Raw genomic sequence first — 24,612 nt, forward strand, 5'->3', positions numbered from 1 at the left:
CATCGCCCAGCGGGGCGGCGCGAGCCGCTCGCAAGCCTGCCAGAATCCCCCCATGCAATTTTTCAAAGACCTCAACCTCTCGGCCTTCACCGCTGGTTTTGTCGCCGTGCTGGTCGGCTTCACCAGTTCGGTGGCCATTGTTTTCCAGGCGGCGCTGGCCTTTAACGCCACGCCGGAGCAGATCAGTTCCTGGATGTGGGCCTTGGGGCTGGGCATGGGTTTGTGTTCGGTTATTCCTTCCTTGTGGTTGAAAAAGCCGGTGATGGTGGCCTGGTCCACACCGGGGGCGGCGGTGCTGGCCACGGCCGGGCTGGCGGGTGGTTTTTCCATGACCGAGGCGGTGGGTGCGTTCATGGTCAGTGCGGCGCTGATCACCTTGTTTGGCGTGACTGGCTGGTTTGAAAAAGTCATGAACCGCATTCCGATGGCGATTGCTTCGGCGCTGCTGGCCGGGGTGCTGGCACGGTTTGGCATCCAGGCTTTTGCCGCCGCACAAAGCGCGCTGGTGCTGGTGGTGTTGATGCTGGTGGTCTACCTGCTGGGCAAACGCCTGCTGCCGCGTTATGCGGTGGTGCTGACTTTGCTGGCCGCCGTGATGTATGTGGCGGCGCGTGGCCAGATGGCTTGGACCGCGATCACCTTTGACTTTGCCAGACCGGTGTTTGTGATGCCCAGCTTCACGCTGGCGGCGGTGGTCAGCCTGGCCTTGCCGCTGTTTGTGGTGACCATGGCGTCGCAAAACCTGCCCGGCGTGGCGGCGATTCGTGCCGCTGGCTACGGGCCCGACAGCGCCGACGGCGGCATCCCGGTGTCCAAGGTGATCACCCTGACCGGACTGGCCAGCCTGGTGCTGGCGCCGTTTGGTGCGTTTGCGCTCAACCTCAGTGCCATCACGGCCGCGATTTGTATGGGCAAGGAGGCGCATGAAGACCCGGCCAAACGTTACACCGCGGCCGTGTCTTGCGGTGCGATTTACCTGGTGATCGGTATTTTTGGCGCGGCCGTCACCGGCCTGCTGACGGCTTTCCCCAAGGAGTTGGTGATCGCGATTGCCGGGTTGGCCTTGCTGGGCACCATCAGCAGCGGCCTGGCGCAGGCGTTGCGCGACGAGCCGCACCGTGAGGCCGCGCTTATCACTTTTCTGGTCACGCTGTCGGGCGTGGTGATTGCCGGCATAGGCTCGGCCTTCTGGGGTGTGGTCGCCGGCGCGCTGGCGCTATTTGTACAACAATACCGGCAGCGCACGGCCTAAGCCGTCTTCAAGCAGCCCCGTCCCTTTTACCGACTGACCCGCTATGCACATTCTTTTTGTCGCCGATCCGCTTGCCTCTTTCAAGATCTACAAGGACACCACGTTTGCGATGATGCGCGAGGCCCAGCGGCGCGGCCACCAGATCAGCGTGTGTGAGCCCAAAGACCTGCGCTGGCAGACCGGCGAACAAGTCACGGCCCTGGTGACCCCGATCACCCTGACCGGTGATGCGACCGACTGGTTCAGTGCTGCGCCGGCCTTGCGCAGACCGCTGCAGGCCTTTGACGCCGTGATCATGCGCAAGGACCCGCCTTTTGACAGCGAATATTTCTACAGCACCCATTTGCTGGAGCAGGCCGAGCGTGAAGGCGCACGGGTGTTCAACAAGCCGCGCGCCTTGCGCGACCACCCGGAAAAACTCGCGATCCTGGAGTTTGCCCAGTTCAGCGGCCCGACCCTGGTCACGCGCAGCGCGGACGACATCAAACGTTTTCACGCCGAACACCAGGACATTATTCTCAAACCGTTGGACGGCATGGGCGGCATGGGCATTTTCCGCGTCAAGGCAGACGGCCTGAACCTGGGCAGCATCATTGAAACGCTGAACAAGGATGGCGCGCAAAGCGTGATGGTGCAGAAGTTTCTGCCCGAGATCAGCCAGGGCGACAAACGTGTGCTGGTCATAGGCGGCAAACCCGTGCCTTACAGCCTGGCACGTATTCCCCAGGGCAGCGAGGTGCGCGGCAACCTGGCGGCCGGCGGCCTGGGTGTGGCGCAAAAACTCTCGGCCCGTGACCAGGAGATCGGCGACGCGCTGGGGCCGGTGCTGGCGGCGCGCGGTTTGTTGCTGGCCGGGGTGGACGTGATTGGCGACTACGTGACGGAAATCAATGTCACCAGCCCGACCTGCTTCCAAGAAATTTTTGACCAGACCGGTTTTGATGTGGCGGCGATGTTTATCGATGCGCTGGAAGCTGCTCTGAAGAATTGATCAAAAAGGCCTGTGGCCCTTATTCAGCGAGCGCCAATGGCTCCTGAATTAATAGCGATCTGATTCAGGTGCGCAAGGCGCCGCCCTCAAACACCTTCAGCTCGCCGGGCGCAAACGCCTGCCAGGCTTCGTTGGTGGTCAGCGGCGCCGTCACCACCACAGCGACCCGGTCGCCCGGTGCGGCCTGGTCGGCAAAATTGACGCTCAGATCCTCGTCGCTGAGCGTGGCGTGCGAAAACGGGTGTTTGCGCTCCACGTAATACAGCTGGGTCGAGGCGTGGGCCCAAAGCGCCAGGCCGTTGCTCAGCAAAAAATTGAAGGTGCCATGTGGCGCGATGTGTGCCGCCAGTTCGCGCAGGGTCAGGGTCAGCTCTGCGATGCTGGGCACGCCGGCGTGGGACTTGGCCAGCTCCTGCATGATCCAGCAAAAAGCCCGTTCGCTGTCGGTGTTGCCGACCGGCCGGAAGCTGCCATGCAGGCGCGGATTGAAGTCTTTCAGGTCGCCGTTGTGCGCAAACACCCAGTAGCGCCCCCACAACTCGCGCACAAAGGGGTGGCAGTTTTCCAGCGCCACGCGGCCTTGTGTGGCCTTGCGGATATGGGCGATCACATTGCGGCTTTTGATCGGGTAGCGGCGTATCAGCTCGGCCACCGGCGATTCGCTGGCCGACTGGTGGTCGACAAAATGGCGCAGGCCCTTGTCGCAATCCGCCCCTTCACCACCTTCAAAAAACGCAATGCCCCAGCCATCGGCGTGGTGGTCGGTTTTGCCGCCCCGCTGCGCAAAACCGGTGAAGCTGAAGGTCACGTCGGTGGGCGTGTTGCAGTTCATGCCTAAGAGTTGGCACATGGCTCAGTCTCTGTGGGGTGGGATATTGTCATCGCGCGGGCCACCGCCGGGCCGCCCCAAGGTGGCCCTGGCCCCCTCGGGGGGCAGCGAGGACACATCGTGCCGAGCGTGGGGGCGTAACCCCCAGGCCGCCAGCAAGGCCAGCGTACACAGGGCCGCCAGCAACATGAAGGACTCGTTGAAGGCGGCGAGCCGGGCCGGGCTGGTGGCGCTCTGGCTCAGGGAGTCGCCGTGGGCGGTCAGCCGCCATTCGAGCACGATGCCGCACAGACTGACCCCGATCGCGCCGCCCAGCATGCGCACAAAATTGATGGCGCTGGAGCCTTGTGAAATCAGGTCGGAACTCAGCGGCCGCAAGGAGCCGAGGTTCAGCGAAGGCAGGATAAAACCCAGGCCGATACGCCCCAGAATCGCCCAGAGCACCAGCAGCCAGATCGCGGAGCTCAGTGTCACGGTCAGCATCAGGGCAAACGACAGGGCCAGCAGCGCCAGCCCGATACACACCAGCAGCCAGGTCGGCTGGCGGTCGGCCAGGCGGCCAACCAGGGCAATTGTCACGGCCAGCACAAAACCGGCGGGCAGCAAAATGCTGCCGACATAAGAGGCCGACAGCCCCAGGCCCAGCTGCATGTAGACCGGCAACAGATAGGTCGAGCCGAACAGCGCCGTGCCGTAAATAAACGCCACGATGCTGCCCATCGCAAAGGGCCGGTAGCCAAACAGCGCGAGGTTCATCAGCGGCTCGCGCCCGGTCTTGGCCATGCGCCGCTGCCAGGCGATAAACACCAGCAAGGCCAGCACGGCGGCGGCCAGCAGCAGCGCCGCCTGCAGCGTTGCGCCTTCATGCAGGGCCACCATGCCATTGAGCAGGCACAAGGTGCCGGCGCCGCCCAGCAGCAGGCCACGCCAGTCCAGCGTCGCGCCATTGCGGTTGGCCGCCGCGCCGCCCGGCGCCGTGACCGGCACATAACGGTAGGCCAGCCACAGCGAGGCCAGGCAAAAAGGCACGACCATGAAAAAGATGGAGCGCCAGCCGAACAGATCCACCAGCACGCCGCCTATGCTGGGCCCGATGGCGGGCGCCAGCACCACACCCATGCCGAAGATGCCGCTGGCCCGGCCCTGCTCGTGCGGCTCGAACGCCCGCATGATGATGATGGCCGGAATCGGCTGCACCACACCGGCCGCCAGGCCTTCGGCCACCCGGGCGCCCAGCACCAGGGTGAAGCTGTTGGCAAAACCGCCGACGATGCCGCCGACCAGCAGCAGCAACATGGTGCCCACATAAGTGCGGCGGTAGCCGTAACGCGAGAGCAGCCAGGGCGTGGTCAACATGGACACCGTCATCGCCACCATGAAACCGGAAGTCACCCACTGGGCCCGCCCCTGGCCCAAGGTGAAGTGGTGGCTCATGTCGGGAATCGCCACATTGACGATGGTCGAGGACATGATGGAGGCCATCGTGCCGACCATCACCGAGAGCAGCAGCAACCAGCGGAAACGCGGGCCATAACGCGCGCGCATTTCGGGCAGGGTGGACGGGTTGCTCACGGGTGGCTGCGGGTAAAGCCCGGGACGCGTGGAGGCATCAGCCGCGCGGCTCGGACCAGAGTTTGCCGCCTGTGGCCCAGTTTTCGCGCTTGATGTCGGTGATGATGATGTCGACGGCATCCGGCGCACCGCCCAGGATTTCAACGCTGACACGGGTGATTTCCGCGACCAGTTTTTTCTTCTGCTCGACGGTGCGGCCTTCCATCATTTCGACGTGGTAAGTGGGCATGGTGATCCTTGGATTGATTGACGCGGGGTATGACATGATAAAAGAAGCCCCGGCGTGAATCGCTATTGTCCGTCAGCCCAGGCGCGTGATCAGGGGCTTTCTTGGTCCAGGTTTTTCATCTCCCAGAGCACCCGCCCCAGTTCCGCCTTGAGTTGCAGGCGCGCTGCTTCTTCATGCAGGCCAGCCAGGCTGTGTGTCAGGCTCATGTGGCGCGGTGAAATCGGCTTGCCCCTGGACGCAAACACCAGGCTGTTGCTTTTTTCGGCGGCAATGACTTCGACCGCGTTGCCGCTGTAGCTGCGGCGGATGCGTTCAACCAGCACCGGGTAATCGGGGTGCTCGTAATGCAGGTTGACCACCAGCACGCCGTCGGTGCTCAGGGCCGCAAAACAGTCGTCGTAAAACCCTTGTGAACACAAGGCGGCAGGTTGCCCTTCGTGGTCGAAACCGTCGACCAGCAAGACATCAAAATCCGGCGTTTCGGTCTGCAGAAAAAGCGCGCCGTCGGCGGCGATGACCTGGAAACGCGCGTCATCGTCGGGCACCTGGAACTCCCGGCGCAAGGCCAGCACATGCGGGTTGATCTCCAGCACCGTCATCTGGCTGGCCGGCAATTGCCGGTAACAGAATTTGGCCAGCGAGCCGCCGCCCAGCCCGATCATGCCGATGTGGGCCGGCACCGGCTGGAACAGCAAAAACCCCATCATGGTCCGGGTGTAGTCCACCGCCAGGTCCCAGGGCCGGTGTCTGAGCATGCGGCTTTGCAACTCGCCCAGCGTGAAATGCAGCGACTTGCCGGTCTCATCTTCATGCACAAACGGCTGGGCGTGTTGTCGCGAGTAGAAGTCGCCGCAGGCCGAGGCTTCCAGGCCTGCAGCTTCCGGCATGGCGGGCGCGGCTTTCACGGTGAGCGCGCCATTCTGCGCAGATCAATCACGACCGACGGCAAAGCCATGGCCACCAGCAGCAAGGCGAGCGGCAAGGTGGCGCTGAAACCCATGGCCCGGAAGGCCAGGGCGCCAACCAGGCCGCCGGAAAAGAACAGGCCAAGCAGGGCGGCGTGGATGAACAACTTGTCGGTGTTGGCCCGGACAATCTGGATGTCGTTGGCTTTTTTGGAATGGTTCCAGTAGATCAGTCGCCCCAGTTCAATGCCCAGGTCGGTGATCACGCCGGTCATGTGGGTGGTTCGGATCTCGGCGTTGGAAATCTTGGTGACGATGGCGTTTTGCAGGCCCATGATGAAACACAGCAGCAACACCGCCGTGGGCACCAGCAGGCTGGCCAGTGAACTCAGGTTGGCACCCAGCAGGCCGAACATCAGCAGCAGCGCCGCTTCCAGCAACAAGGCCAGCGCGTATTTGCTGCGCAGCTCGTGGCGCCTGGCCCAGCTGATCAGCAGCGTGGTGGTGATGGCCCCGCCGATAAACGCCGCCAGCGACACCAGGCCAGCCAGCGCCAGCGCGATGCTGCCCACCACCAGGTCATCGGCGATGGCGGACACGATGCCTGTCATGTGTGAGGTGTAACGGTGCACCGCCAAAAACCCGCCGGCATTGATCGCCCCCGCCACAAACGCCAGTATTCCGCCGAATTGCCGATTGCTGCGGCGTGTGCGTTCCCGGGCGGTAAGCTGGAGCAGGAAGGAGAGGAGCATGGAAGCGCTTCATTATCGGCCTGTGGTGCGGCCAGCGCTTTTTCTAGCTTGAGGCGCGAGCAGGGCCGATGGCGCTGCTCCTTCGGGATGTACAAGCGGTATTGAGCCTTAGCCCTTTCCCCATAGGCTTGAGAAGTGATTGAATTTATAGCGGATGACTTCCCCCGTTCGAGCGGCGTTGGTCGAAGCCGTTTTTGCGTCAGCCCGCCCGGCTTGGGCGGACAAGGCCCTAGCTCAGCACCACGCTGCTCAAACGCCGGCGGTAGGTGGCCACGGTCGGGTCGTCTGGCGGGATCTGGCCGTCGGCGACCTTGACCTTGGGTGGCTCGATGATTTCCAGAATCGAGACAAAAGTCTTGCGCGCCAGTTCCTCGTTCCAGGATTTGTCGCGCATCAGGATTTCCAGCAACTCGTCCATGGCCGGCACCCAGTGCTGCTGGCTCATGTGGAGCTGCGCCAGGGCGTAACGGGTCTCAAAATCCCGCTTGTTGGCCAGCAGTTTGGCATCAAAATCGGCCTGCGCCCTTGCCAGGTCTGCGTGAGTAGCTCCTGTTTCAATAGCGTTGAACCAGTGCCGCAAGGCTTCGAACTTGCGCACCCCCGCAGCCTTGTCGGCTACCGGTGCAAACGCGGCCTGGGCGTGTGCTACCTGGCCGTGTTGCAGCAGCAGGCGGATGTAGTCAAACCGTGCGTTGTCGTTGGCCGGATCGGTGGCCACGGCTTCCTGCAGTTTTTCCAGCACGGCGGCCGGGTCCATGTCTTCCGGGGCTGGGGCATCCTCCTCGGGCGGCAGTTCGTCGGCCTGCGGCAGGTGTTTGTCGAGAAATTCCTTGACCTTGCCCTCGGGCAGGGCGCCGGCAAAACCGTCCACCGGCTGGCCGTTGATCATCAGGATGCAGGTTGGAATGCTCTTGATGCCGAAAGCGGCGCCCAATTGCTGCTCCTGGTCCGAGTCAATCTTGACCAGCTTGAACCGCCCGCCGTAGGCCACTTCGACCTTTTCCAGAATCGGCCCCAGCGATTTGCAAGGCCCGCACCAGGGCGCCCAGAAATCAATCAGCACGGGGGTGGTCATGGAAGCCGCAACGACTTCCTCTTCAAAGTTGTGTATGGTGACGTCGATCATGATGCGGGGCAGGTAGGGGTGAGGCGATGGTTTTCAAGCGGCGTGCGTGCCGGGATGGGACGATAGCACGCCGGCGTCCGGCCCAGCCCTTAAAATCAGGGCCGGCAAGCGCCCGGCCCGTAAACCTTCCCAGACCTTGAAGATCCCCCTATGACGACGACAAGCAACAATCCGGTCAGCCCCCTGGTGGGTGTGGTGATGGGCTCCAGCAGTGACTGGAACACCATGCAACACGCCGTGCAAATTCTCCAGCAGTTCGGCGTGGCGCATGAAGCCCGTGTGGTGTCGGCCCACCGCATGCCTGACGAGTTGTTTGCCTACGCCGAACAGGCCGCCGGCCGCGGCCTGCGGGCCATCATCGCCGGCGCCGGCGGCGCGGCCCACCTGCCGGGCATGCTGGCCGCCAAAACCGCCGTGCCGATTTTGGGTGTGCCGGTGGCCAGCAACCATCTGCAGGGCGTGGATTCCTTGCACAGCATCGTGCAAATGCCCAAAGGTGTGCCGGTCGCCACCTTTGCCATCGGCAACGCCGGTGCGGCCAATGCGGCCTTGTTTGCAGTCGCCATGCTGGCCACCCACGACCCCGTCCTGGCTGACAAGCTGCAGGCGTTTCGCGCGGAGCAAACCGCTGCCGCCCGCGCCATGACCTTGCCGCCGCTATGAAAGCCGTGTTTCCCGGCACCGTGTCGGCCTCCGGCCAGCCCGCCACCCTGGGCGTGATGGGCGGCGGTCAGTTGGGCCGCATGTTTGTGCACGCCGCGCAACGCCTGGGTTATTTCACCGCCGTGCTGGACCCCGATCCCCACAGCCCGGCCGGCCGAGTCAGCCACCACCATATCCAGACTGCTTACGACAACAGCGCCGGCCTGACGCAACTGGCGGCCTTGTGCGCGGCCATCACCACCGAATTTGAAAACGTGCCGGCGCAAGCCCTGCAAGCGCTGGCGACCAGCCGGCCGGTGGCGCCCGGCGCCGCGGCGGTGGCGATTGCGCAAAACCGCATCGAGGAAAAAGCCCACTTCACGGCCAGCGCCGGCGTGGCGGGCGTGACCTGTGCGCCGTATGCGGTGATAGAAACCCCAGCGCAGCTCAGCGCCGTGCCGGAAAATCTGCTGCCCGGCATTCTGAAAACCGCACGTATGGGTTATGACGGCAAGGGCCAGGTCCGCGTCAAAACCGCCGCCGAACTCGCCGCCGCCTGGGCCGATTTGAAGCAGGTGCCCTGTGTGCTGGAAAAGTTGCTGCCGCTGAAGGCCGAATGTTCGGTGATCGTGGCGCGCGGCTGGGACGGCCGCACTGTCGGGTTTGCACCGCAATACAACGTGCATGTGGACGGCATTCTGGCGGTGACCCTGGCTTATGAAGGAAATATGCCTCCCGCCCTTGCACAACGGGCGCAAGCAGCTACTAAGTTGATAGCGAATCACATCGGCTACGTGGGTGTTTTGTGTGTCGAGTTTTTTGTGATCGACGACGGCAGCACCGACGGCGCGCTGGTGGTCAACGAAATGGCGCCGCGCCCGCACAACAGCGGCCACTACACCCTGGACGCCTGCGATGTCTCGCAGTTTGATTTGCAGGTCCACGCCATGGCCGGTTTGCCGCTGCCCCAGCCGCGCCAGCATTCGCCGGCCATCATGCTGAATTTGCTGGGTGATGTGTGGCTGGATGCCCAGGGCCAATCCCGCACACCCGACTGGCAGGCCGTGCTGGCCTTGCCCGGCACGCATTTGCACCTGTACGGCAAGCTGGAGGCGCGCGCCGGCCGCAAGATGGGCCACCTCAACATCACCGGCGCCGACATCGCGAGCGTGCAAGTCGTGGCGCGCCAGGCGGCAGCCATCCTGGGCCTGCCCGGCCTCGAGAACCTCTGATGATTTTTCCCGGCTCCGATCCGCAAGCCATTCAGGACGCCGCCCGTTGCATCCAGGCCGGCGGGCTGGTTGGTTTTCCGACCGAGACGGTGTATGGCCTGGGCGCCGATGCGTCCAGCGATGCGGCGGTGGCCGGCATTTTTGCCGCCAAGGGCCGGCCCGCCGATCATCCGCTGATTGTTCATGTGGCCGAGGCCGCGCAGGTGCTTGAGTACGCCAGCAGCGTGCCGCCGTTTGCGGCCAGCCTGATAAAGGCCTTCTGGCCCGGCCCGCTGACCGTGATCCTGCCGCGCAAGCCCGGTGTCGCGGCCGCGGCCGCCGGCGGGCAGAACTCCGTGGGCCTGCGTTGCCCGGCGCACCCGGTGGCGCTGGCGTTTCTGAAAGCCTGCAACACCGGCGTGGCCGGCCCCAGTGCCAACCGTTTTGGCCGCGTCAGCCCGACCACGGCGCAACATGTGGCCGGCGAGTTTGGCGATACCTTGCTGGTGCTCGACGGCGGGCCGTGTACGGTCGGCATCGAGTCCAGCATCGTCGATTGCACCCGTGGCCGGCCGGTGCTCTTGCGTCCCGGCGTGCTGACCCGCGACCAGCTGGAAGCCGCTTGCGGTGAGCCGGTGCTGACCAAGGACGAAGTCCTGGCTGAAGAAGGCGACGCCCCACGCGCCTCCGGCACGCTGGACGCGCATTACGCGCCCAACGCCAAGGTGCGCCTGATGGACGCCGCCGCCATCCAGGCCGCGCTGGACTTGTTGGGCGCCGACGCCGCCCACCTCGCGGTTTATGCCCGCAGCATCGTGCGTATCTCCTCCAGCCGGGTGGTTTACCGCCGCATGCCCGATGATGCGTTGGCCACGGCGCAGCAACTGTTTGCGGTGCTGCGTGAGTTTGATACCCAGGGCGTCAAGCTGATCTGGATCGAACACCCGCCCGAGACAGCGGAATGGGACGGCGTGCGGGACCGTTTGGGGCGGGCGGCGGCGAGCTGAGATGCGACTCTTGTCCGAAACCTCGTCCACCGACACAACACCCACCGTCGCCGCCTTGCTGCAGCAATGGCCAGGCGGCAGCGAGCACGCCGCGGCGCAGGCCATCCTGCGCATCACCACCGACCTCGAAGATCAGCTGCGCCAGCGCAGCGCCGAGCTTGCCGCCGCGCACCAGGCGCTGGAGTCGTTTTCTTATTCGGTGTCCCATGATTTGCGAGCGCCGCTGAGCACCATAGACGGCTTCAGCCGTTTGCTGGAAACCTCGTTGACCAAGGGGACAACGGAGCGCAGCCCGCATTACCTGGCGCGCATCCGTTTTGGTGTGGGCCAACTGAACGAGTTGATCACCGCCTTGCTGACGGTCTCGCGCCTGCTGCGTGCCAAACTGGTGCCACAAGCGGTCGACCTGAGCGCCCTGGCGCAAGCGGCGTTTGCCACCTTGCAGGCCACCGATGTGGCGCGCACGGTGCGCCTGGATGTGCAGCCGGACCTTGTGGTCCACGGGGACCCGGCTTTGCTGGCGCAACTGGTGCACCACCTGGCCAGCAACGCCTGGAAGTTCAGCTCGAAAAAAGGCAGCGCCGAGATCACGCTGGGCAGCCAGCCGGGGCCGGACGGCGAAACCATTTATTTCTTCCGGGACAACGGCGCCGGGTTTGAGATGGCGCAGGCCGACAAATTGTTTGGCATCTTCCAGCGCCTGCATACCGCGTCGGAATTTCCTGGCCTGGGGGTGGGCTTGATCAGCGTGCAGCGTATTGTTGCGCGGCATGGCGGGCGGGTCTGGGTGAAGGCTTCACTTGAGCGGGGGGCTACGGTTTATTTCACCCTGGGGCACGGGTCTTTGGCCGCCTGACCGGTACGTGTGCTTCGGGCAAGCCGGGTCTCGGCCCGGCGGCCGACTTACTTTCTTTTGCTTCGCCAAAAGATAAGTAAGCAAAGAAAAGGCGACCCCGCTGTCTGCGTCCCCTTCGCTGACGCTCAGGGGCAACCTGCGGTGCTCGGTCCAGTCGGGGTCGAGCTCGAACTCGCCTGCGGCTCAGACAATCGCTCGCCCTGATCCGACTGGCCCTGCGCTCCTAGTCGCAGACAGAAGGGGTTGAGGAAGAACCGGAACGGATGCGGGGAGACGATGACGCGCTTTGCGCGCCATCGTGGGCTCAAGAGGCTGACATTCATGCACGCGAGCGCAGCACACGTAGCCAAATGAAGTCCCCCTCCATCGCCCAGCGGGGCGAGGGAGGGGTTAGGGGTGGGAGTGGGGAGTTATGCCTACTGTCCAAAGCCAACCCGAGGCGCAGCGTGACACCAACCGCCCAAGGCCACAAAAACTCAGCGCTCCTGCACCGCCCACTGAATCAAGGCATCCAGCGCGCCGCGCCCGGCCCCGGCGTTCGGGTGGTTGATGATGCCGACCACGATGTAACGTGCGCCGCTGGCGCCGTTGGCATAACCAGCCACGGCGGCCACGTCGCGCAGCGAGCCGGTTTTGATAAAAGCCTGGCCGGCCACGCCTTTGGCGCGTTCGCGCATGGTGGCGTCGGTGCCGGCGATGGGCAGGGAGTCGAGCAGGTCTTGCGCGACCCGGCTTTGTGCCGCGTGTTGCAACATGGCGGCCAGGCTGGCGGCGCTGATACGTTCGCTGCGGCTCAGGCCCGAGCCGTTGTCCAGGATAGGCGCGGCTTGTTGCGGCAGCGATTTTTTCCACCAGGCGGCCAGGGCAGTGCGGCCGGCTTCCGGCGTGGCCTGGGGATTGGGTCCCGGCTGGGCCTGGCGGCCCATCGTGAGGAACAGGTGCTGCGCCATCACGTTGTTGGAAAACTTGTTCACATCGCGCACGATGTCGCGCAGCGGCAGCGAAGGCGCGTCCAGGCGCAGCGATGCCTTGTCGCCGGACAAGCTGCCGCGGGCGCGCAAGGTCGCCAGTTCCACCTCGCTGGCGTCACGCACGGTGCCGGTTAGCAAACCGCCGAGTGCACGCCAGGAACCTTCAATCGCACGTGCCGCAAAGCTGTCGGGTTCGGGGTAGGCCGTGGGCCAGAAGCGTTCGCCGCAGGCCGACGCATAGGTGCCGGCAAACTGCAGGCGGTTCGGGTTGTCCACGCTGGCGCGTAGTTCGCTGCGCCAGTCGCCGCAGCGGCCGACGCGCAACATGGGCACACTCTCGTCGATCACGATGCCGGCCAGGGGCGGCTCGACCTGCACCAGCGCGCGCTGGTTGAGCGGGTCCGGCGTGAACTTCAGAACCAGCGACTTGAAGTTGATCAGCAAGGCATCGGGGCTGGCGTTGTAGGGCCGCAGCGGCTCACCGTCGAAGTCGGCGGCGTCGCGTGCCGGCATCCGGAAGGCGCTGCGGTCCAGCACGATGTCGCCGCGAATCGCCTTGACACCGCTGCTTTGCACCTGCGCCAGCAAGGCCTGCAGGCGCTCCACCACCAGTTTGGGGTCGCCGCCGCCGCGCACCACCAGGTTGCCGTTCAGCACACCGTCGGTGATCTGGCCGTCCATCAACAACTGGGTGGTCCAGAGGAAGTCGGGGCCCAGCACGTCCAACGCGGCGTAAGTGGTCACCAGCTTCATGACCGAGGCCGGGTTCATGGGCACCAGACTACGGTAATTCAGGCGCGCCGGCTGCTTGCCCGCGGCATCCACCACCAGCAGGGTCACGGCCTCGCGCGGAATCTGCGCACGGACCAGGGCCTTGTCGATGGCGGCGGGCAGCAGCGTTTTGGGGGAAGAGGGAGAGGGGGCGGTTTTCTGGGCCAGCACCCAGGCTGGGGCCAGGCCCAGCGCAACAACAGCAGCCAGCCGGCCAACAAGAGGAGTCAAGAACATGCGGCCGATTATCCGTGCAGCCCTTGGCCGGGCCGGGTGAACAGCTTGCCCGGATAATCGGGACATGCGTTTTTCTCCCAAGACGGTCGGTGTGGCGGCTGCCATCGTGACCGTCGCCATCTGGACCTCCTTCATCGTGATTGCCCGCGCCACCGCGCACCGCAACCTCACGCCACTGGATATCTGTCTGCTGCGTTTTGCCGGCGCGGCCCTGGTGCTGCTGCCCTGGGGCGGCTGGCTGGTGTGGCGGCGCGCGCGGGACAGCCGCGCTGCCGACCTGGCCGTCCCGCCCAGTTGGCTAGCCTTGTCACCGCTGGGGTTCAAGCTCACCGCGCTGATCGGCAGCCTGGGCGGACTGGGCTATGCCTGTCTGGCCTACAGCGGCTTTTATTTCGCGCCGGCGGCCCATGCCTCGGTGCTGCTGCCCGGCACCTTGCCGCTGACCACCACCTTGATGGCGGTGCTGATCCTCAAGGACCGAGTCACGCCGGTGCGCGCCATCGGCCTGGGCCTGATTTTCCTGGGCGACGTGCTGGTGGGCGGGGCCAGCCTGCTGCAGGCCTGGACCCAGAGCGGCAGTCAGGTCTGGAAAGGCGATCTGTTGTTCCTGGGCGCGTCGACCTGCTGGGCCGTGTATTCGGTGCTGGTGCGCAAAACACGCGCTGCAGGCCGTGCAGGCGACGATTGCGATCAGCGTGTTTGCCTTTGTGGTCTATGTGCCGGTGTATGGCCTGCTGACCCTGTCGGGCGCCTTGGCCACCCAACTGGCCAGCACGCCCTGGGGTGAGATCCTGTTCCAGGTGGTGTTCCAGGGCATGGGATCGGTGGTGATTTCCGGCATCAGTTTCACCAAGATGGTCCAGCATTTCGGTCCGGTACGGTCCACCATGATCACGGCCGTGGTGCCTGGCCTGTCGGCGCTGGGCGCGGTCTTGTTCCTGGGCGAGCCGCTGTATTGGCATTTGCTGGCCGGGCTGGCGCTGGTGACGGTGGGCATTCTGTTCGGCGTGCGGGTGCAGGCCAAGCCGGGGCTTGCCGTTGCTCCTGATTTAATAGCTGGTCGCATAGACCCTACCAGGGCCAAGGCCTGATTTGACTGTGAATCCCATGAAACTCCTGGCTTTTGACACCAGCACCGAAAACCTGTCCGTGGCCGTGACGGACGGCAGCCGCACCTGGCAACACACCGGCCCGGGCGCGGCGCTCTCGTCGACCACCTTGATCCCGTCCATCCTGGACCTGCTGGCCCAGGCCGGGCTGAAGTTAGGCGAGCTGGACGCGCTGGTGTTTGGCCGCGGCCCCGGCTCCTTCACCGGCTTGCGGACCGCCTGTTCGGTGGCGCAGGGCCTGGCCCTGGGCGCCAAGCTACCGGTCCTGCCCCTGGACACCTTGCTGGCGGTGGCCGAAGAAGCGCGTTTCCAGCGTGCGGGCGACCTGGGCACCGGCCGCCAGCAGCTCACGGCGCTGCTCGATGCACGTATGGACGAGATGTATGTGCAGCGTTTTATGCTGGAGAACGGGTTGTGGACCGCGCAAGCCGCCTGCACCTTGATCCGCCCTGAAAATTTACAGCTCACGCCGGCCGACACGTTTCTGGCCGGCAATGTGTTTGGCGTGTACGCGGAGCGCCTGCCGGCCTGGCCGGCGTCTGTGCAGTGTGTGACGGCCTTGCCCACGGCCACGGCTATGTTGCGCCTAGCCCCGGCCTTGCTGGCCGCCGGTCAGGGTGTGGACGCCGAACAGGCCTTGCCGCTTTATATTCGCGATAAAGTAGCATTGACCACCGAAGAGCGCGCCAAGGTCAAAGCCGATGCGGCCCTGGCGGCCCGGGGATGACCCTATTTATTTCACGCACCCATGAGCGCCCTCCTGCAACCTCGCGAAGCCCAGTTCGAGCCCATGACCCCGTCCTGGTTCGAGGCCGTGTTGCGCGTCGAGCAAAGTGCCTACGACCATCCGTGGACGCAGGGCAACTTCAGCGATTCGCTCAAGGCCGGTTACCAGGCGCAACTGCTGACGGCCGGCGAGCCACCCCAGGCCGAGTTGCTGGGCTATTTTGTGGCCATGAAAGGCGTGGACGAGGTGCACCTGCTCAACATCACCGTGGCGCCGGTACACCAGCGCCAGGGCTGGGCCCGCGTGATGCTCGATGCGCTGGTGATCTGGTCGCGCGGCCAGGGCGCGCAATGGTTGTGGCTGGAGGTGCGTCTGGGCAATGCCCGCGCCCGCGCCGTGTACGAGGCTTACGGTTTTCGCCATGTCGGCACCCGGCGCAACTACTACCCCGCAGCGCAGGGCACGCGCGAAGATGCGGTGGTCATGAGCCTCGCGTTATGAGGGCGTTGCCATGAGCCTGGACCTGGACAAACGCCAGCGCGCCATCTTGCGCGAGATGGGCATACGGGTGTGGCAGCCGATGGCGCCCGCCACGGCGGTCGAGGTTGCTCCTGATTTGGTAGCTGCTTCCGAACAACCAGCAAGGGCTGCAGGCCAATTTGATGCTGAAAGGCCAGTGACGCCCGCTGTGATGGCACCTGCGGCCGCGCGCCCCATGCCCGCGACTGTTGTCCTGCAGAAAACCCCTGTGCCAGAGCCGGTCCCCGGCCTGCAGCCGCATCCGGACGGGATCGAACTGATGAGTTGGCCCGCCCTGCAAAACGCGGTGGCCGAGTGCCGCGCCTGCGCCTTGTGCCAGAGCCGCAAAAACACGGTGTTTGGTGTGGGCCCGGCCTTGGCCGGGCAAGCCGCGCCGCAGGTGGACTGGCTCATCGTCGGCGAAGCGCCGGGTGAAAACGAAGACATCGCCGGCGAGCCTTTTGTCGGCCAGGCCGGCCAGTTGCTGGACAACATGTTGCAGGCCATGCAATTGCAGCGTGGCAGCGCGGACGTACCGCCCAAAACCGGCCTGTCGCAACGCGTGTTCATCACCAATGTGCTGAAGTGCCGGCCGCCCGCCAACCGCAACCCCGAGCCGGCCGAAGTCGCGCAATGTGCGCCTTATCTCAAACGCCAGGTCGAGTTGTTGCAGCCCAAAATCATTCTGGCACTCGGCAAGTTCGCTGCGCAGTCGTTGCTGCAGGACAGCGTGCCGGATCTGCAAAAAATCCCGCTGGGCAAGTTACGCGGCCAGGTGTATCGCTACCTCGGCGTACCGGTGGTGGTCAGCTACCACCCGGCGTATTTGCTGCGCAGCCTGGGCGACAAGGCCAAGGCCTGGGACGACTTGTGCCTGGCGATGGGGCAGATTTAGCCCCCACGCTCCCCGCTGCGTGTGGTCGCTGCCCCACTAGGGGGCCGTTGCGCCTGCGGCCCGGCTAAGCCGGTTCCGCGGCCCTGGCTGGTTGGGGAGGGCGCTTCACGCGTGTCGTTGCGCTCCCTTGGCCGGCACCAGCACCGAAGCCATTGCCACCACCATCAGCCCGACCGCGGCCCAGTCCTGCCAGTGCAGCACCTCGCCCAGGCCGATGGCGCCTGAAAACACACCGAGGATGGGGATCATCATCACGCTCAGGGACGAGGCCACCGGCGGCAGGCTGCGCGCCAGGACGTACCAGACGGCATGGGCAAAACCAAAAATCAGCACGGCGTTGTAAAGAATCGAAAACCAGGTGGCGCTGCTGGGCGCTTTCCACTGCGGCATCTCGAACAGCAGGCTGAGCCCGCTCAGCACCACGGCGGTCATGACCGTCATCCAGAACGAAATCGTCAGGGTCGCCACCGGCATGGTGGTGCGGCTCAGCTTGCGGGTGCCCAGCGCCCAGGTGGCCGCGCCTATCAGTGTGCCCACCACGGCCATCGGCTGACCGCTCAGGTTGGTCAGCTCGTACCACAGCAGCAGGCCCACGCCCAGCGTCGCTGCGCCCACGCCGACCCAGCTGCGCGCCTTCAGGCGGTCGCCGAAAAACCAGGCGCCTATCAGCGCCGAAAAAATCGGCATGGTGTAACCCAGGATGGCCGCGCGGCCGCTGCTCAGGTGTTTGACCGACACAATGATCAAGGCGTGCCAGACAAACATATTGGTGAAGGCCAGCCAGAACAACTCGCGGTAACGTTCGCGCGGCACAAAAAACGGCACTTTCATGAGGACCAGCGCCAGGCCCAGCACCGGCACGCCCAGCCAGATCGACATCGCACGGAAAGTCAGCGGCGGAAAATCGGCCAGGCCGAACTTCATGACCGGCCAGTTCAAGCCCCAGACCAGCGTGAGCAGGACCAGAAGAATCAGTTGTTGACGGCTCAGTTGCATGGTCTGTCGGTCTCCCTTATTGATATGTATGCTTATTGTGCGGCTTTGCCGCCGCGGCCGTTTTTGCGGATTGCGGCGGGTTCTTACAATAGGGCATGACTTTTCTCGACATGCTGGGCGCCGCAGAACGCCAGAACAACTCCATGCTGTGTGTGGGCCTCGACCCGGAGCCGACCCGTTTCCCCGGGAAATTCAAGGGCGACTCGAACAAGATTTACGATTTTTGTGCCGCCATCGTGGATGCCACGGCCGACCTGGTGATTTCTTTCAAGCCACAAATCGCCTACTTTGCCGCACACCGCGCCGAAGGCCAGCTGGAGCGCCTGATGGAACACATGCGCCGCGTCGCGCCGCAAGTGCCCATCATCCTGGATGCCAAGCGCGGCGACATCGGCAGCACCGCCGAGCAGTACGCCATCGAGGCCTTTGAGCGCTACGGCGCCGACGCCGTGACCTTGTCGCCCTTCATGGGTTTTGACTCGGTCGCGCCCTACCTCAAGTACCAAGGCAAGGGCGCCTTTCTGCTGTGCCGCACCTCCAACCCCGGCGGCGATGACCTGCAGAACCAGCGCTTCGCCTCCATCGAAGGCCAGCCGCTGCTGTACGAACATGTGGCGCGCCTGGCGCAAGGCCCGTGGAACCTCAACGGCCAGCTCGGGCTGGTCGTGGGCGCCACCTACCCGGCGGAAATCGAGCGCGTGCGCAGCGTGGCGCCGACCTTGCCGCTCTTGATTCCCGGCGTGGGTGCCCAAGGCGGCGATGCGGTGGCGACGGTCAAGGCCGGCTGGAAGCCGGGCGCACCCATCATCGTGAATTCCTCGCGCGCCATTTTGTATGCCTCCTCGGGCGACGATTACGCCGAGGCCGCGCGCCGCGAAGCCCTGAAAACCCGCGACGTGTTGCAGGCCGCCCGGGCCTGAGCCCCGGTTTGCCCTTCTGGCCAGCATGCAGATCAAGTGGCTGGAAGATTTTGCCGCGCTGGCGCAGACGCGTAATTTCAGCCGCGCGGCCGAGTTGCGCCATGTCACGCATCCGGCTTTTGGCCGGCGTATCAAGGCGCTGGAAGCCTGGGCCGGCGCGCCGCTGATCGAACGCGGCAGCAGCCCGGTCACGCTGACGGCGGCCGGCACCAGCCTGCTGGACAACGCCCAGCAAATGATGCGCAGCCTGGGCCACGCCCGGGAAGAGTTGCTGGGCGCGGCCGGCCGGCAGCAAAACACCGTGACCCTGGCCACCGGCCGCACCCTGGCGCGCACCCTGGTCGCCGACTGGCTGACGGGTGTGCAGCCCTTGCTTGTGGCGGCCGAGGGCGAGTTGCGCATCCTGACCCGGGCGCTGGCCGACACGGTGCTGCTGCTGGAGCGCGGCGACGCCGACTTCATGCTGACCTACCACCACCCGCTGCTGGCGCTGCCCATCAATGCCCGGCAATACAGCCATCTGTCGCTGGTCCAGGACGGCCTGGTGCCGGTGACTCGCGCCAACGCGCTGGGCCAGGGACAACACCACTTCCAGCCCGGCCGCGCCGCACCTTACCTGGCTTATGCCAGCACCCTGGCGCTGGGCCGGCTGGTAGAAGACCACTTGGCCAACAACCCCGATGCGCCGGCCTTGCGCCGCATCGTCGAGTGCGACTCGGCCGACGCCCTGATTGAATACGCGCTCAAAGGCCTGGGTGTGGCCTGGTTGCCGCGTTCCATGGTGGCGGGCGCCCTGCAGGCTGGGCAACTGGTGGTGGCGGGCGACAAACGGCTGGAGATTCGTTTTGAAGTACGTATCTACCGCGCCAAACGCCGGCTCAGCCCGCTGGCCGAGACACTCTGGCGCAGTTTTGAGCGCAGCTAGCGTGGCATGAGGTTTGCTTATAAAGCATAAGCCTGTGCTTTATTGGCACCAAATCGTAACCCAGCCATCCGCACAATGGGCCGACTCATTTCATCCAGGATTTGCCCCATGACCTCCTTCACTTTTTCGCGCCGTCTTGCCGTTTTGGGCGGCCTGGCCTTGCTGGCCTCCGTGCCTGTCGCGGCCCAGACCGACAGCTACCCGAACAAACCCATCACCATGGTGATTGGTTATCCGCCAGGCGGCAGCACCGACCTGACCGGCCGCATCATGGCCCATGAGTTGTCGAAAAAGCTGGGTGTGCCGGTGGTGATCGAAAACCTGGGCGGCGCCGGCGGCGCGATCGGTGCGCAAAAAGTGGCCAATGCCGCGCCCGACGGTTACACCCTGCTGGTGGGCGCCAACAACGAAATCGCCATCAGCCGCCTGGTGTCCAAGTCGGTCAAGTACCAGATCAAGGACTTCACGCCGATTGGCCTGATTGCTTCCCAGCCTCTGGTGCTGGTGGCTTCGCAGAAGTCCGGCGTCAAAAACCTGGGCCAGTTCCTCACCCTGGTCAAACAAAACCCGGGCAAATACAGCTATGGCAGTTCGGGCGTGGGCACCTCCCTGCATCTGGCGGGCGAGATGGTCAAGCAACAAGGCGGCCTGTTCATGACCCACATTCCTTACCGCGGCGTCGCGCCGCTGGCCAATGACTTGCTGGGCAACAACATCGACTTCGGCGTGTTTGTGTTGTCCAGCGGTATGCCGCACATCCGCAGCGGCAAGGTGGTGGCGCTGGGCACGACGGAAGCCAAGGCCTCGGCCCAGATGCCCGAAGTCGCGCCCATGGCGACCAACCCGCAACTCAAGGGCATAGACATCAGTGTCTGGTTTGCGCTGATGGGCCCGGCCAAGCTGCCCGAGCCGGTGCTGACCAAGTTGAAGAAGGCCTATGTCGAAGCCATGCAGTCGCCCGAGCTGCGCAAAAAGCTGGAAGACAGCGGCTCCACACTGGCCTCGCCGAATTTGGACCTGGCAAAGTTTCTCGAGACGGAAACCGTCAAGTACAAAAAAATTGTTGACTACGCCAACATCACAGAATGAACACCACGTTGACGTTTGATCTGGCGCAGCCGGACATCTCGACCTGGCGCGCCGGCAACACCGGCGTCGAAGGTGTCTGGCACTTTGACTCCGGGATCAGCGGCCCCACGGTCATGATCAGCGCGCTGGTGCACGGCAACGAGTTGTGCGGCGCCTGGGCGCTGAAAGGCCTGCTCGAAGCCGGCCTCAAGCCGCAACGCGGCCAACTCACGCTGGCCTTTTGCAACCTGGCGGCGTTTGACCGTTTTGATCCCGCCAGCCACGATGCCTCGCGTTTTGTCGATGAAGATTTGAACCGGCAATGGCTGACGGATCGCATCGACAGCGGCAACACGCGGGAGCGCCGCCGCGCCGCCGAGCTGCGGCCTTTTGTTGAGCGTGCCGACTGGCTGCTCGATTTACATTCCATGCACGAACGCGCCGCACCGCTGTTGCTGGCCGGCATGCAGGCGCGCAACCTGGAACTGGCCAAACAACTGCGTGCGCCCGAATACATCGTGGTCGATGCCGGCCACAAGGACGGCGTGCGTATGCGCGACTTCGGTCGTTTCGGCGAGCTGGCGCCCGAGGGTGCGGACGCGGACACACGCTCCTTGTTGCTGGAATGTGGCTTTCATGGCGACGTCATCAGCCGCACCGTGGCCTATGACATGTGTGCACGGTTTTTGCGCGCCGCCGGTACGCTGGACGCCGAGTCCCTGCAACAAACCCTGCCGGGCTGGCTGCAGGCCGATGCGCCGCGCCAATGGGTGCTGGACGTCACAGGCCCGGTGGTGGCCAACAGCAAACACTTCCGCTTCACCGAACCTTTCCAGGGCCTGGAGCTGATAGAAAAGGCCGGCACCGTGATCGGCTGGAACGACGCTGAGCCCGTGACCACGCCTTACGACAATTGTGTGCTGGTGATGCCTTCTGTGCGCCAGGCGCGCGCTGGTGTTACTGTGGTTCGCTTCGCCCGGCGCCGGCCCTTGTGAACGTTAAAAGCCCTGCACTGCGGGGCTTTTTTGGCATTGTTTGTGAGGGTGGCTGGCCGGGGGTAGCCCGGCGGCTAGCAACTTTTCTTTGCTTCGCCAAAGAAAAGTCACCAAAAGAAAGGCGACCCGCAGTCTGGGTCCCTTCGCTGCGCTACGGGCAACCTGCGCTGCACAAGAAAAGCGGGGGGCCGCGCAAACTCGCCTGCGGCTCAAACAGCGCGCGGCCCTGATCCCGCTTTTCTCGCACAGCACAGGCCCAGCCAGAACGGGTTTGGGGAAAAGAAATTGGGAACGGGGTCGGGGAGCAGAACGCGCAAAGCGCGTTCTGCGGAGCGTGGTGGTTGGTATTGGCTGTTTGCATTCTTTCCCCACCCTTTCTGAATGCGCTGAGGAGCGGAGGGCCAGACGGATCAGGGCTCGTGCTTGTCTGAGCCGCAGGCGAGTTTGCACGAGACCCCGGCTGGACCGAGCACCGCAGGGTGCCCGTAGCGCAGCGAAGGGTCGCAGACAGCAGGGTCGCCTTTTCTTTGCTTACTTTCTTTTGGCGAAGCAAAAGAAAGTGAGTAGCCGCCGGGCTACCCCCGGCCAGCAGAATCAAAAAAACCAAGCAGCTATCAAATAACTAGCAACTTACGCAAGTATTGATTGGGCTGCAGCCACGTATTGTCGCGAAATGATGCCGCCCAGGGCTTCCAAGCCAAGGCCAGCAGCTAGCGCAAGGAAGACAGACCTGACGCCATGTACTGCAACATCTTGTTGGCACCAAACGAAAGCTTGCGCCCGGTTCGTGTGATCAGATGGGCTTCCGCGTTTTCAAGGATGCTTTGCCGCACCGGCAGGGCGAACAGCTCGCCGGCCGCAAGCTCGCGGCTCACCACGAATTCGGGCAGAAAGGTCACGCCCAACTGCAGCTTCACAAACTGCCGCAGGATGTCAAAGGAGTTGGTCGTCAGCCTGGGGCTGAGCCGGATGTTCTCGGTTTCCTCCGCCAGCTGCAACACCTGACGCATGCCGTAGCTGACATGGTTGAGTGCCAGCGGATAGGGCAAAAAGTCGGCCATGTTGAATGGCCCGGCCTGGCCCAGCAAAGGGAAATCCGGCCCGACAATCGCCTTGACCGCTTGCTTGCTGATGCTGCGTGAGACCAGCTTCACGTCGGGCGGCGGGCTGAACACCAGGCCTATGTCAGCCTCATCCTCGACCACCCGGCGCATCACTTCATTGGTGCCGCCCACATCGAGGGCGACCGACATGGCCGGGTAGTCGCGCGCAAAACGGCTCAGCGGCCCGGCCATCAGGTCGGACACAAAACCTTCGCCCAGCGCAATGCGCACGGTGCCGCGGCGCAGCCCGCGTATCTCTTCGAGCTGCGACAACAGGTCTTCCTGGTGCGAACGTTGCTCGCGGAAATACGCCAGCAGCAGTTGGCCGGCCTCGGTCGGTTTGACGCCGCGGGTGTGGCGCTCGATCAGCGGAATCGCCAGCTCCTGCTCGAGCAGGCCGATTTGCCTTGTCACGGCGGAAGGCGCAACATTGAGTGCGTCGGCGGCCGCCCGCATGGTGCCGCGCTGCACGGATTCGAACAGGAAAACGATGCGTGCGTCACGGATGTTGTCGTGCATGGCAGGGCTCCTGTGATTCTGAAAATCAGAATGAATTTTGCAGCCAAGTGATATTGATCATAGGACGGAATCCACGGATGATGCGGGGCGCAAAAGCCCCGCAGCGCGCTTTCAGGGCACCGCATCACAGACACCGGAGACACCATGGAACATCGCATCGCCCTTGCAACGGGCGGCAACGAGGGCTTTCGCTATGCGAAGCTGTATTTTTTTGCAGCCATCCTCCTGCTGATCGCCGAGCTGATAGGTTCCGTCAGCTTCAACGTGGGGCCGGGCAAGGTGGTGTTGCTGCCCATGATCTGGGCGCTGCTGCTGGGCGCGGCCTGGGGTTTGGCGAAAGACCGCCTGCCCAGCTTTCTGAGCGTTGACACCCGCATGCAGTTCAGCGCGGCCGCTATTTTGCAGCCCGCGCTGCTGCTGTTTGTGGCCAAGCTGGGCTTGCTGGTCGGCTCCTCGCTGCCCAGGCTGGCCGAGTCGGGCTGGGCGCTGATGTTGCAGGAGTTTGGCCACTTTGTCGGCACCATTCTGATTGGCCTGCCGCTGGCGTTGCTGTTGGGTATCAAGCGCGAGGCGATAGGCGCGACCTTTTCCGTCGGCCGCGAGCCCAGCCTGGCCATCATTGGCGAAAAATACGGCATGGACTCGCCCGAAGGCCGGGGCGTGTTGGCCGAATACCTGACCGGCACGGTGTTTGGCGCCGTCTTCATTGCGATTTTGGCGGGCTTTGTCACCAGCCTGGGCATTTTCGATCCGCTGGCCCTGGCCATGGGTTCGGGCGTGGGTTCGGGCAGCATGATGGCCGCCGCCGCCGGCGCCATTGCGGCACAGCAAAGCCCCGAGGTGGCCAAGGAGGTGATGACCTTTGCCGCCGCCAGCAACCTGATCACCACCACCATAGGCACTTACTTCACGCTTTTTATCTCGCTGCCGCTGGCGGTCTGGGCCTACCGCGTGCTGGAGCCGGTGATAGGCCGCACGCGCGCCAACGCGCCGCGGGAAGAAGCGAAAGTGGCGAAGGTCGCGCAGGCCGATGAGCGCCTGGGTGCGGTGGGTACCGCCTTTGCCTGGGTGGTGTCGGGCGCACTGGCGCTGATGGCCGACTGGATTGCCCGCGGCAGCCAGCCGCTGGAATCGCTTCCCGGCATGGCCATCGTCATTGGCGCCGTCGTCGTGGGTGTGCTGCTGAACCGCGCCACGGGTCGGAAAATTCCGGCCGTCTGCTGGGTCTCGCTGGTCGCCATGGCGCTGACCTCGCCGATCTGCCCCTGGGCGGCGCAAGTCGACACCCTGACCGGCAAAATCAACTTCCTGGCGCTGATCACGCCCATGCTGACCTTCGCCGGCCTGTCGATTGCCAAAGACATCCCGGCCTTTCGCCGCCTCGGCTGGCGCATCGTGCTGGTGTCGTTTGCCGCCAATGCCGGCACTTTTCTGGGTGCGACGCTGATTGCGCAGTTTTTCCGCCATTGAACGCTTCGCCTTCAT

General features: G+C 64.3%; 25 protein-coding genes. 16 read left to right on the top strand and 9 right to left on the bottom strand.

All coding sequences use genetic code 11. The annotated features are described in order from the left end of the window. Window positions 1-52: 52 nt before the first annotated feature. The gene (locus ACHMXK_RS22585; RefSeq protein ID WP_397442935.1) at window positions 53-1,252 is read left to right on the top strand and encodes a benzoate/H(+) symporter BenE family transporter; all 1,200 of its coding nucleotides are present in this window, start codon (window positions 53-55) and stop codon (window positions 1,250-1,252) included. A 43-nt stretch (window positions 1,253-1,295) separates the two neighbouring features. After that, window positions 1,296-2,243, top strand: a complete 948-nt coding sequence (gshB, locus tag ACHMXK_RS22590) for a glutathione synthase (protein WP_397442936.1) — start codon at window positions 1,296-1,298, stop codon at window positions 2,241-2,243. A 64-nt stretch (window positions 2,244-2,307) separates the two neighbouring features. Here the strand turns inward: gshB and ACHMXK_RS22595 are convergent, their stop codons facing one another. From ACHMXK_RS22595 to trxA, 6 genes are all read right to left on the bottom strand, one after another. Then, window positions 2,308-3,093 (bottom strand): class II glutamine amidotransferase, encoded by a 786-nt coding sequence (locus tag ACHMXK_RS22595; RefSeq protein ID WP_397442937.1) that lies wholly within the window; start codon window positions 3,091-3,093, stop codon window positions 2,308-2,310. Window positions 3,094-3,096: 3 nt separating this feature from the next. After that, window positions 3,097-4,617 (bottom strand): DHA2 family efflux MFS transporter permease subunit, encoded by a 1,521-nt coding sequence (locus ACHMXK_RS22600; protein WP_397443111.1) that lies wholly within the window; start codon window positions 4,615-4,617, stop codon window positions 3,097-3,099. A gap of 64 nt (window positions 4,618-4,681) precedes the next feature. Beyond that, window positions 4,682-4,873: a 4-oxalocrotonate tautomerase gene (locus ACHMXK_RS22605; protein WP_397442938.1), complete on the bottom strand. Its 192-nt coding sequence runs from the start codon at window positions 4,871-4,873 to the stop codon at window positions 4,682-4,684. An 89-nt stretch (window positions 4,874-4,962) separates the two neighbouring features. Then, window positions 4,963-5,778 carry a fused MFS/spermidine synthase gene (locus tag ACHMXK_RS22610; RefSeq protein ID WP_397442939.1) on the bottom strand — a complete coding sequence of 272 codons (816 nt, stop codon included), beginning with the start codon at window positions 5,776-5,778 and terminating at the stop codon, window positions 4,963-4,965. Further along, window positions 5,775-6,530, bottom strand: a complete 756-nt coding sequence (locus ACHMXK_RS22615; RefSeq protein ID WP_397442940.1) for a YoaK family protein — start codon at window positions 6,528-6,530, stop codon at window positions 5,775-5,777. The genes ACHMXK_RS22610 and ACHMXK_RS22615 overlap by 4 nt, the downstream gene beginning before the upstream one ends. A gap of 229 nt (window positions 6,531-6,759) precedes the next feature. Beyond that, window positions 6,760-7,656, bottom strand: a complete 897-nt coding sequence (gene trxA, locus ACHMXK_RS22620) for a thioredoxin (protein WP_397442941.1) — start codon at window positions 7,654-7,656, stop codon at window positions 6,760-6,762. A 150-nt stretch (window positions 7,657-7,806) separates the two neighbouring features. Between trxA and purE the strand changes: the two genes are divergently transcribed. The 4 genes from purE to ACHMXK_RS22640 are packed head-to-tail and all read left to right on the top strand — an operon-like array spanning window position 7,807 to window position 11,372. Beyond that, window positions 7,807-8,319 carry a 5-(carboxyamino)imidazole ribonucleotide mutase gene (gene purE, locus ACHMXK_RS22625; RefSeq protein ID WP_397442942.1) on the top strand — a complete coding sequence of 171 codons (513 nt, stop codon included), beginning with the start codon at window positions 7,807-7,809 and terminating at the stop codon, window positions 8,317-8,319. After that, on the top strand, window positions 8,316-9,530 hold the full coding sequence (locus tag ACHMXK_RS22630) for a 5-(carboxyamino)imidazole ribonucleotide synthase (protein ID WP_397442943.1): 1,215 nt from the start codon (window positions 8,316-8,318) through the stop codon (window positions 9,528-9,530). Before purE ends, ACHMXK_RS22630 begins: the two co-directional genes overlap by 4 nt. Further along, window positions 9,530-10,516, top strand: coding sequence for an L-threonylcarbamoyladenylate synthase (locus ACHMXK_RS22635; protein WP_397442944.1), 987 nt, complete (start codon window positions 9,530-9,532; stop codon window positions 10,514-10,516). Before ACHMXK_RS22630 ends, ACHMXK_RS22635 begins: the two co-directional genes overlap by 1 nt. A 1-nt stretch (window position 10,517) precedes the next feature. Further along, window positions 10,518-11,372 (top strand): ATP-binding protein, encoded by an 855-nt coding sequence (locus tag ACHMXK_RS22640; protein WP_397442945.1) that lies wholly within the window; start codon window positions 10,518-10,520, stop codon window positions 11,370-11,372. A gap of 476 nt (window positions 11,373-11,848) precedes the next feature. Here ACHMXK_RS22640 and dacB read toward each other — a convergent pair whose 3' ends face one another. Further along, window positions 11,849-13,351 (bottom strand): D-alanyl-D-alanine carboxypeptidase/D-alanyl-D-alanine-endopeptidase, encoded by a 1,503-nt coding sequence (gene dacB / locus ACHMXK_RS22645; protein WP_397442946.1) that lies wholly within the window; start codon window positions 13,349-13,351, stop codon window positions 11,849-11,851. Window positions 13,352-13,415: 64 nt separating this feature from the next. On the opposite strand from dacB, the gene ACHMXK_RS22650 reads away from it, so the two are divergent. From ACHMXK_RS22650 to ACHMXK_RS22670, 5 genes are read left to right on the top strand one after another with little or no spacing between them, the layout of a single operon-like run. Beyond that, window positions 13,416-14,138, top strand: coding sequence for a DMT family transporter (locus tag ACHMXK_RS22650; protein ID WP_397442947.1), 723 nt, complete (start codon window positions 13,416-13,418; stop codon window positions 14,136-14,138). Then, window positions 14,047-14,442: an EamA family transporter gene (locus ACHMXK_RS22655; protein ID WP_397442948.1), complete on the top strand. Its 396-nt coding sequence runs from the start codon at window positions 14,047-14,049 to the stop codon at window positions 14,440-14,442. Before ACHMXK_RS22650 ends, ACHMXK_RS22655 begins: the two co-directional genes overlap by 92 nt. Window positions 14,443-14,458: 16 nt before the next feature. After that, the gene (gene tsaB / locus ACHMXK_RS22660; RefSeq protein WP_397442949.1) at window positions 14,459-15,187 is read left to right on the top strand and encodes a tRNA (adenosine(37)-N6)-threonylcarbamoyltransferase complex dimerization subunit type 1 TsaB; all 729 of its coding nucleotides are present in this window, start codon (window positions 14,459-14,461) and stop codon (window positions 15,185-15,187) included. A gap of 21 nt (window positions 15,188-15,208) precedes the next feature. Next, window positions 15,209-15,688, top strand: a complete 480-nt coding sequence (gene rimI, locus ACHMXK_RS22665) for a ribosomal protein S18-alanine N-acetyltransferase (protein WP_397442951.1) — start codon at window positions 15,209-15,211, stop codon at window positions 15,686-15,688. 10 nt (window positions 15,689-15,698) lie between these two features. Next, window positions 15,699-16,601 (top strand): uracil-DNA glycosylase family protein, encoded by a 903-nt coding sequence (locus ACHMXK_RS22670; protein ID WP_397442952.1) that lies wholly within the window; start codon window positions 15,699-15,701, stop codon window positions 16,599-16,601. A gap of 105 nt (window positions 16,602-16,706) precedes the next feature. Here ACHMXK_RS22670 and ACHMXK_RS22675 read toward each other — a convergent pair whose 3' ends face one another. Then, window positions 16,707-17,597 (bottom strand): DMT family transporter, encoded by an 891-nt coding sequence (locus ACHMXK_RS22675; protein ID WP_397442954.1) that lies wholly within the window; start codon window positions 17,595-17,597, stop codon window positions 16,707-16,709. Window positions 17,598-17,692: 95 nt separating this feature from the next. Here ACHMXK_RS22675 and pyrF point away from each other — a divergent pair, with 95 nt between their 5' ends. The 4 genes from pyrF (at window position 17,693) to ACHMXK_RS22695 (ending at window position 21,505) form a co-directional block, all read left to right on the top strand. Continuing rightward, complete coding sequence (pyrF, locus tag ACHMXK_RS22680) at window positions 17,693-18,517, top strand: orotidine-5'-phosphate decarboxylase (RefSeq protein ID WP_397442955.1); 825 nt, start codon at window positions 17,693-17,695, stop codon at window positions 18,515-18,517. Window positions 18,518-18,542: 25 nt separating this feature from the next. Beyond that, a complete protein-coding gene (locus ACHMXK_RS22685) occupies window positions 18,543-19,442 on the top strand; it encodes a LysR family transcriptional regulator (RefSeq protein ID WP_397442956.1) in 900 nt (299 codons plus the stop codon). 108 nt (window positions 19,443-19,550) lie between these two features. Beyond that, on the top strand, window positions 19,551-20,531 hold the full coding sequence (locus ACHMXK_RS22690) for a Bug family tripartite tricarboxylate transporter substrate binding protein (protein ID WP_397442957.1): 981 nt from the start codon (window positions 19,551-19,553) through the stop codon (window positions 20,529-20,531). Then, window positions 20,528-21,505: a succinylglutamate desuccinylase/aspartoacylase family protein gene (locus ACHMXK_RS22695; RefSeq protein WP_397442958.1), complete on the top strand. Its 978-nt coding sequence runs from the start codon at window positions 20,528-20,530 to the stop codon at window positions 21,503-21,505. The genes ACHMXK_RS22690 and ACHMXK_RS22695 overlap by 4 nt, the downstream gene beginning before the upstream one ends. 710 nt (window positions 21,506-22,215) lie before the next feature. Here ACHMXK_RS22695 and ACHMXK_RS22700 read toward each other — a convergent pair. Continuing rightward, window positions 22,216-23,127 (bottom strand): LysR substrate-binding domain-containing protein, encoded by a 912-nt coding sequence (locus ACHMXK_RS22700; RefSeq protein ID WP_397442959.1) that lies wholly within the window; start codon window positions 23,125-23,127, stop codon window positions 22,216-22,218. A gap of 144 nt (window positions 23,128-23,271) precedes the next feature. Between ACHMXK_RS22700 and ACHMXK_RS22705 the strand changes: the two genes are divergently transcribed. Further along, entirely contained in the window at window positions 23,272-24,597 is a 1,326-nt protein-coding gene (locus ACHMXK_RS22705; RefSeq protein ID WP_397442960.1) for a DUF3100 domain-containing protein, read from the top strand. The last annotated feature ends 15 nt before the right edge of the window (window positions 24,598-24,612 follow it).

The sequence above is a fragment of the Polaromonas sp. UC242_47 genome (assembly GCF_044452385.1).
In the GTDB taxonomy this organism is placed as follows: Bacteria; Pseudomonadota; Gammaproteobacteria; order Burkholderiales; family Burkholderiaceae_C; genus Polaromonas.

Bases quoted from the DNA above. Each gene is read 5' to 3' on its own strand.
- ACHMXK_RS22650 (WP_397442947.1), top strand. From the start codon at position 13,416: ATGCGTTTTTCTCCCAAGACGGTCGGTGTGGCGGCTGCCATCGTGACC.
- ACHMXK_RS22630 (WP_397442943.1), top strand. From the start codon at position 8,316: ATGAAAGCCGTGTTTCCCGGCACCGTGTCGGCCTCCGGCCAGCCCGCC.
- tsaB (WP_397442949.1), top strand. From the start codon at position 14,459: ATGAAACTCCTGGCTTTTGACACCAGCACCGAAAACCTGTCCGTGGCC.
- ACHMXK_RS22700 (WP_397442959.1), bottom strand. From the start codon at position 23,127: ATGCACGACAACATCCGTGACGCACGCATCGTTTTCCTGTTCGAATCC.
- ACHMXK_RS22695 (WP_397442958.1), top strand. From the start codon at position 20,528: ATGAACACCACGTTGACGTTTGATCTGGCGCAGCCGGACATCTCGACC.
- ACHMXK_RS22605 (WP_397442938.1), bottom strand. From the start codon at position 4,873: ATGCCCACTTACCACGTCGAAATGATGGAAGGCCGCACCGTCGAGCAG.
- ACHMXK_RS22670 (WP_397442952.1), top strand. From the start codon at position 15,699: ATGAGCCTGGACCTGGACAAACGCCAGCGCGCCATCTTGCGCGAGATG.
- ACHMXK_RS22600 (WP_397443111.1), bottom strand. From the start codon at position 4,617: ATGCGCGCGCGTTATGGCCCGCGTTTCCGCTGGTTGCTGCTGCTCTCG.
- ACHMXK_RS22635 (WP_397442944.1), top strand. From the start codon at position 9,530: ATGATTTTTCCCGGCTCCGATCCGCAAGCCATTCAGGACGCCGCCCGT.
- ACHMXK_RS22675 (WP_397442954.1), bottom strand. From the start codon at position 17,597: ATGCAACTGAGCCGTCAACAACTGATTCTTCTGGTCCTGCTCACGCTG.
- ACHMXK_RS22585 (WP_397442935.1), top strand. From the start codon at position 53: ATGCAATTTTTCAAAGACCTCAACCTCTCGGCCTTCACCGCTGGTTTT.
- ACHMXK_RS22690 (WP_397442957.1), top strand. From the start codon at position 19,551: ATGACCTCCTTCACTTTTTCGCGCCGTCTTGCCGTTTTGGGCGGCCTG.
- trxA (WP_397442941.1), bottom strand. From the start codon at position 7,656: ATGATCGACGTCACCATACACAACTTTGAAGAGGAAGTCGTTGCGGCT.
- gshB (WP_397442936.1), top strand. From the start codon at position 1,296: ATGCACATTCTTTTTGTCGCCGATCCGCTTGCCTCTTTCAAGATCTAC.
- dacB (WP_397442946.1), bottom strand. From the start codon at position 13,351: ATGTTCTTGACTCCTCTTGTTGGCCGGCTGGCTGCTGTTGTTGCGCTG.
- ACHMXK_RS22595 (WP_397442937.1), bottom strand. From the start codon at position 3,093: ATGTGCCAACTCTTAGGCATGAACTGCAACACGCCCACCGACGTGACC.
- ACHMXK_RS22615 (WP_397442940.1), bottom strand. From the start codon at position 6,530: ATGCTCCTCTCCTTCCTGCTCCAGCTTACCGCCCGGGAACGCACACGC.
- purE (WP_397442942.1), top strand. From the start codon at position 7,807: ATGACGACGACAAGCAACAATCCGGTCAGCCCCCTGGTGGGTGTGGTG.
- ACHMXK_RS22685 (WP_397442956.1), top strand. From the start codon at position 18,543: ATGCAGATCAAGTGGCTGGAAGATTTTGCCGCGCTGGCGCAGACGCGT.
- rimI (WP_397442951.1), top strand. From the start codon at position 15,209: ATGAGCGCCCTCCTGCAACCTCGCGAAGCCCAGTTCGAGCCCATGACC.
- pyrF (WP_397442955.1), top strand. From the start codon at position 17,693: ATGACTTTTCTCGACATGCTGGGCGCCGCAGAACGCCAGAACAACTCC.
- ACHMXK_RS22640 (WP_397442945.1), top strand. From the start codon at position 10,518: ATGCGACTCTTGTCCGAAACCTCGTCCACCGACACAACACCCACCGTC.
- ACHMXK_RS22705 (WP_397442960.1), top strand. From the start codon at position 23,272: ATGGAACATCGCATCGCCCTTGCAACGGGCGGCAACGAGGGCTTTCGC.